The sequence below is a fragment of the Bradyrhizobium sp. CIR48 genome, from assembly GCF_014198315.1.
Classification (GTDB): Bacteria; Pseudomonadota; Alphaproteobacteria; order Rhizobiales; family Xanthobacteraceae; genus Bradyrhizobium.
The window spans coordinates 432,164-438,251 of the sequence record NZ_JACIHG010000009.1; the positions used below are offsets into that span (position 1 = coordinate 432,164).

At 64.7% G+C, this 6,088-nt stretch carries 5 protein-coding genes; 4 read left to right on the forward strand and 1 reads right to left on the reverse strand.

Annotated features, from left to right (window positions below; all coding sequences use genetic code 11):
• Positions 1 to 14: 14 nt before the first annotated feature.
• Positions 15 to 1,565 (reverse strand): long-chain fatty acid--CoA ligase, encoded by a 1,551-nt coding sequence (locus tag GGD66_RS28050; RefSeq protein WP_183259609.1) that lies wholly within the window; start codon positions 1,563 to 1,565, stop codon positions 15 to 17.
• A gap of 265 nt (positions 1,566 to 1,830) precedes the next feature.
• Between GGD66_RS28050 and GGD66_RS28055 the strand changes: the two genes are divergently transcribed.
• From GGD66_RS28055 to GGD66_RS28070, 4 genes are all read left to right on the forward strand, one after another.
• Positions 1,831 to 2,967, forward strand: coding sequence for an acyl-CoA dehydrogenase family protein (locus tag GGD66_RS28055; RefSeq protein WP_092251619.1), 1,137 nt, complete (start codon positions 1,831 to 1,833; stop codon positions 2,965 to 2,967).
• A 133-nt stretch (positions 2,968 to 3,100) separates the two neighbouring features.
• Entirely contained in the window at positions 3,101 to 4,264 is a 1,164-nt protein-coding gene (locus tag GGD66_RS28060) for an acyl-CoA dehydrogenase family protein (protein WP_183259610.1), read from the forward strand.
• Positions 4,264 to 4,920, forward strand: a complete 657-nt coding sequence (locus tag GGD66_RS28065; RefSeq protein ID WP_183259611.1) for a glutathione S-transferase family protein — start codon at positions 4,264 to 4,266, stop codon at positions 4,918 to 4,920. Before GGD66_RS28060 ends, GGD66_RS28065 begins: the two co-directional genes overlap by 1 nt.
• Before the next feature lie 235 nt (positions 4,921 to 5,155).
• The gene (locus GGD66_RS28070) at positions 5,156 to 5,956 is read left to right on the forward strand and encodes an AraC family transcriptional regulator (protein ID WP_183259612.1); all 801 of its coding nucleotides are present in this window, start codon (positions 5,156 to 5,158) and stop codon (positions 5,954 to 5,956) included.
• Positions 5,957 to 6,088: the final 132 nt, after the last annotated feature.

Here is a 6,088-nt window from a genome sequence, read left to right on the forward strand (position 1 = left end):
GAGGGGCGCCTGGATCAGGCGTTGGCGACTTTCTTGTCGACTTCGGAGGCCACCGAGAACTCCTTGCGCAAGGTCGGCTTGTGGATCTTGCCCGTGGCGTTGCGCGGCAGGGCCTCGACGAAGCGGATCTGGCGCGGACATTTGAAGCGCGCCAGATTGGCCGCGCAATGCGCGAGGACATCGACCTCGGTCAGCTTTTGGCCCGGCTTGACCGCGACGATAGCAAGGCCCACTTCGCCCCATTGGGGATCGGAAATGCCGATCACGGCAGCTTCGGCAACGGCCGCGAGCTGATGCAGGACGTTCTCGACCTCGGCCGGATAGACGTTCTCGCCGCCGGAGATGTACATGTCCTTCCAGCGGTCGACGATGTAGTAGAAGCCCTCCTCGTCGACGCGCGTCGCGTCACCGGTGTGCAGCCAGCCGTCGGTGAAGGAGGTCTTGTTCGCCTCCGGCCTGTTCCAGTAGCCCGGCGTGATGTTCGGCCCCTTGACCCAGAGCTCACCGAGCTCGCCGACATCGGCGTCGCTGCCGTCAGGGCGCACGATGCGCACTTCGGTGTGCAGCACGGGCTTGCCGGCGGAGCCGGCCTTTCGCGCCGCATCCTCGCGGTCGAGCACCAGCACGGCCGGCGAGGTCTCGGTCATGCCGTAGCCCTGCTGGAGCGCGACTCCGCGCGCCTCCCACACTTTCAACAGCGGCACCGGCATCGGCGCGCCGCCGACGCCGCCGACGATCAGCCGGCCGAGATCGGTCGTCGCGAAGGCGGGGTGCTGCGCCATGAACTGGTAGATCGCGGGCACGCCGAAGAACACGTTGATGCCCTGCGCGGGATCGTTGATCAGGCCGAGCGCAGTGCCGGGATCGAACGCGCGCATGATCATCACGGTGCCGCCGGCATGCAGCACCGGATTGGTGTAGCAATTCAGCCCGCCGGTGTGGAACAGCGGCAGCACGGTGAGCAGCACCGAGGACGGCCCGATACAGGCGGGGCCGCCGAGATTGACGCAATTCCAGAAGGTCATGCCATGGGTGATGGTCGCGCCCTTCGGATGTCCCGTCGTGCCCGACGTGTACATGATGGTCGAGACGTCATCGAGCGTGACCTGCTCGATCGCCTCGAGCGGCTTTGCGCCGGCGATGCCGGCCTCATAGGCCCCGCCGGGCCCGAGCAGCAGGCTGGTCGCAATGCCGCACAGCTTTGCGACGCTGAGCGCGGTCTCGGTGAGATCGGCGTCGTGGATCATCACCTTCGGTGCGCAGTCGCCGGTGATGAACTGAAGCTCGGGAACGGTGAGGCGGGTGTTCAGCGGCACGAAGATCGCGCCGAGGCGGCCGCAGGCGAACTGCACCTCCAGCGTATCGGTCGTGTTCAGGGCCAGCACCGCGACGCGGTCGCCGCGTGAGACGTTCAGCGTATGGCGCAGGAATGAGGCGAGGCGCGAGACGCGGGCGTCCAGCTGTGCGTAGGTGAAGCGGCGCTCGCTCGCAAGATCGACCAGCGCGACCTTGTCAGGCGTGCGGCGGCCATGGTGAACGATCCAGTCGTAGTAACGAACGGCCAAGAATTCCTCCCTCGGCGGCCTTTGCCGCCAGCATCCCTATTGGCGTGCACCATGCCCGGCGTGGCCCTGGGGACCAGCCGGAGTTGGTGCATCGACGTGTTTTTTTCTTGGAGTTGGCGCGCGAGGGGTCAAAATCGTCTTGCGTTGAGTTGCTAGGCCATGGCCTGCGCCGCAGTGGTTCTTTAGTCAGCCACTCTGCGCAAGTGAGCAGCCGATGTTCCGGCCATGGTGAACGAGACGAATCCGTCCGCGAGGCGAGACTGCGATGAAGAGCCCGTTCTATACCGCCGAGCACGATGCCTTCCGCGAAATGATGCGCCGCTTCGTCGAGAAGGAGATCTCCCCGTTCGCCCATGAGTGGGACGAGGCTGGCGAATTCCCGCGCGCGCTCTATCGCAAGGCGGCCGAGATCGGCCTGTTGGGGCTGGGATTCCCCGAGGAATATGGCGGGATTGCTGCCGACCAGTTCATGAAGATCGTGGCCAGTCAGGAGCTGGCGCGCGCGGGCGCCGGAGGCGTCAGCGCCAGCCTGATGAGTCACACCATCGGCTCGCCACCGATTGCGCGGGCGGCACGGCCGGAGGTTAAAGCCCGCGTGCTGCCGCAGGTGCTGTCAGGCGACAAGATCTCCGCGCTCGCGATCACCGAGCCGGGCGGCGGCTCCGATGTCGCGAACCTCGCCACAAGGGCGCGGCGCGACGGCGATCACTACGTCGTGAGCGGTGAGAAGACCTTCATCACCTCAGGCGTCCGCGCCGACTATCTGACCGTTGCTGTGCGCACGGGCGGCGAAGGTGCCGGCGGGGTCAGCCTGCTCCTGATCGAGGGCGACACGCCCGGCCTGTCCAGGACCAAGCTGAAGAAGATGGGCTGGTGGGCCTCCGACACCGCGACGCTGCATTTCGACCAATGCCGCGTCCCGGCCGAAAACCTGATCGGCGAGGAAGGCCAGGGCTTCAAGATCATCATGCAGAATTTCAACAGCGAGCGCATGGGCATGGCGGCCGGCTGCACCGCCTTCGCGCGGGTTTGCCTGGACGAGGCGATCGCCTACGCCAGGGAGCGCAAGACGTTTGGCAAGCCGCTGGCGCAGCACCAGGTCATCAGGCACAAGATCGTCGACATGGCGCAGAAGGTGGCGGCGTCACAGGCGATGCTGGAGATGCTGGCCTGGCGGCTCGAGCAGGGCGAGAGCCCGGTCGCCGAAATCTGCATGATGAAGAACCAGGCGACGCAGACCATGGCCTTCTGCGCCTCGGAAGCCGTGCAGATCTTCGGCGGCGCCGGCTTCATGCGCGGCATCAAGGCCGAGCGCATCTACCGCGAGGTCAAGGTCAACGCCATCGGCGGCGGCACCGAGGAGATCATGAAGGATCTGGCATCGCGGCAGATGGGGTTGTGATCACCACCGTGGGGCGACGCCAAGCGTCGAACTACGATGCGCAATTGCGCATCGGAGAATCTCGACATTGTAGGACCTGATCTCTGGATTCCGGGTTCGCGCTTCGCTCGCCCGGAATGAAAAAGGGGAAAGAATGCTATTCACCGCCGACCACGACGACATTCGCCGTAGCTTACAAAAGTTCATCGCCAACGAGATCAATCCTCATGTCGATGAATGGGAAAAGGCCGACATCTTCCCGGCGCATGAGCTGTTCAAGAAGATGGGCAGCCTCGGCTTCCTCGGCCTGAACAAGCCCGTGGAGTTCGGCGGCTCCGGGCTCGACTACTCCTATGCGCTGATGATGGCGGAGGAGCTGGGTGCCATCACCTGCGGCGGCGTGCCGATGGCGATCGGGGTGCAGACCGACATGGCGACGCCCGCGCTGGCGCGGTTCGGCTCGGATGAGGTGCGCCGCGAGTTCCTGGCGCCCTCGATCTCCGGCGATTTCGTCGCCTGCATCGGCGTCTCCGAGCCCGGTGCGGGCTCCGACGTCGCCTCGATCAAGACCCAGGCGCGCTCCGACGGCGACGACTACGTCATCACCGGCGGCAAAATGTGGATCACCAACGGCACGCAGGCCGACTGGATCTGCCTGCTCGCCAACACCGGCGACGGGCCCGTTCACCGCAACAAATCGCTGATCTGCGTGCCCATGAAGAGCAAGGGCGTCACCGTCGCCCGCAAGCTCGACAAGATGGGCATGCGCTCCTCCGACACCGCGCAGATCTTCTTCGACAATGTCCGCGTGCCCAAGCGCAACCGGATCGGCGAGGAGGGCAAGGGCTTTACCTATCAGATGATTCAATTCCAGGAGGAGCGGCTCTGGGGCGCGGCGGCCTGCCTGAAGGCGCATGAATACATCATCGATCAGACCGTCGAGTATACCCGCAACCGCAAGGCCTTCGGGAAGTCGATCCTCGACAACCAGGTGGTACACTTCAAGCTGGCGGAGATGCAGACCGAGGTCGAGCTGCTGCGCGCGCTGATCTATCGGGCCGCCGAGCAGCTGGTGGCCGGCGAGGACGTGACCAAGCTCGCCACCATGGCCAAGCTGAAAGCTGGCCGGCTCGGCCGCGAGCTCACCGACGCCTGCTTGCAATATTGGGGCGGAATGGGCTTTACCAACGAGACGCCGGTCAGCCGCGCCTATCGCGACAGCCGCCTGACCTCGATCGGCGGCGGTGCCGACGAGGTCATGCTGATGGTCCTGTGCAAGATGATGGGCACGCTGCCCGGCAGCAAAGGAAACGCCTGATGATCACGCTCTATCACTGCGACGCCGCGCGCTCGTTCCGCCCGCTCTGGATGCTGGAGGAGATGGGGCTGCCGTATGAGCTGAAGATGCTGCCATTCCCGCCGCGGGTCTTCGCCAAGGAATATCTCGCGCTCAATCCGCTCGGCACAATTCCCTTCATGGTCGACGGCGAGACGAAGATGACCGAATCCTCCGGCATCTGCCACTATCTCGGCATCGAGCATGGCCCGACGCCGCTGATGGTCGGGCCGGAAGATCCCGCCTATGGCGCGTTCCTGAACTGGATGTATTTCAGCGACGCCACGTTAACCTTCCCGCAGACGCTGGTGCTCCGATACACCCAGCTCGAGCCGGAGGAGCGGCGCAATCCGCAGGTCGCCGGCGACTATGCAAAATGGTTCCTGGGCCGGTTGCGCGCCGTCGAGGCCGCGACGGCCAATGCCGAAACATTGTGCGCCGGCCGCTTCACCGCCGCTGACATTGTCATCGGTTATGCGCTTCGGCTGGCCGACAACATCGGGCTTGCCAAGGATTTTGGGCCAAATGTCGCAGCCTATTGGGCCCGCCTGCAGCAGCGGGACGGTTTCAAGCGTGCGGTTGCTGCGGAACAGAAGGCTGGCGCCGAGCAGAATGTTGCACGGCGCGTGAGGGCGTAAGTTTTAGGTCGTCATTCCGGGGCGATGCGCAGCATCGACTATGGTGCGCCCTTGCGCAGCTGGGAATCTCGAGGTTCCCGGTGCCCAATTGCGCACCTGAGGTTCGGTCCTACGGACCGCCCCGGAACGACGGCGCGTGTCTTTTGACAGCGCTATCGCGTCGTGACAGCGCCCAAATTTCCGCTAAGGTGACCTCCGTCCGCAGCGGCCAGAGAGCCGCGCGAGGAGGATCCCAATGGAAGATAAAGGTCGCGAATCCGACCATCTGATGCTGATCACGCCGGAGCGGGTCTTCTATGCTGGCCTGCTCGGACGCCCTCGCAAGCGGACCCCCGGCTGTTGCCATATCTACGTCGCCGTGAAAGGCAGCCTGCACCTGACGATCGACGACGTCCACACGTCGGACGAATTGATCGTGACCCTGCCGAACCAGCGGCATTCCATCGCCAGCGACTACCGCACTGCAATCAGCGTGACCCTCGAGCCGGAAAGCATGCCGGATGGCGTGATCGAGGCCTTGGCCGAGCGGCTGCGCGGGCCGGACAAGGCTGTCTATGCCCGTAAGATCCTCGCCGCCTACGCGCTCCTACGCCAGCGCCGCTATGGCGACATCACCACCGCCGAATTCGACGAGATGTGCTTTGGCGAGGCGCTCGCCCGCCGCGAGCTCGATCCGCGCGTGACCCGCGCCGTCGCCCGCATCGAGCGTTTCTCGGGCGAGCCGGTGACGGCCGACACCTGTGCGGCGGAAGCAGGGCTCTCGGCCTCGCGCTTCCTGCATCTGTTCAAGGAGGAGACCGGCATCTCGTTCCGCTCCTTCCGCGCCTGGAAGCGCGCACGGCATCTGCTGCACTTCGCCAACCAGGACCTCAACCTCGCCCATCTCGCGCAGGACATCGGCTATCCCGACTCCACGCATTTCAGCCATTCGATCCGCCGCTTCTACGGATTGAAGCCGCGCGCGATCTTCGTCGGCTCGCGCGACCTTGCGATCTATCGCAGCACCGAGACGGTGAGGCTCGCGGAGGCGAGTTAGGCTCGCTCTCGTAGCAACCATTAAGAGCTAGGCTTCTTTTTCGATCCATGGCGTGCCGCGCTGTACGACAGTATTGGCGTAAATGAGGAGCTTCCTGGCGCAGGCGATGAGTGCTGCGTTGTGGACCTTGCC

Bases quoted from the DNA above. Each gene is read 5' to 3' on its own strand.
- GGD66_RS28055 (WP_092251619.1), top strand. From the start codon at position 1,831: ATGAAGAGCCCGTTCTATACCGCCGAGCACGATGCCTTCCGCGAAATG.
- GGD66_RS28060 (WP_183259610.1), top strand. From the start codon at position 3,101: ATGCTATTCACCGCCGACCACGACGACATTCGCCGTAGCTTACAAAAG.
- GGD66_RS28065 (WP_183259611.1), top strand. From the start codon at position 4,264: ATGATCACGCTCTATCACTGCGACGCCGCGCGCTCGTTCCGCCCGCTC.
- GGD66_RS28070 (WP_183259612.1), top strand. From the start codon at position 5,156: ATGGAAGATAAAGGTCGCGAATCCGACCATCTGATGCTGATCACGCCG.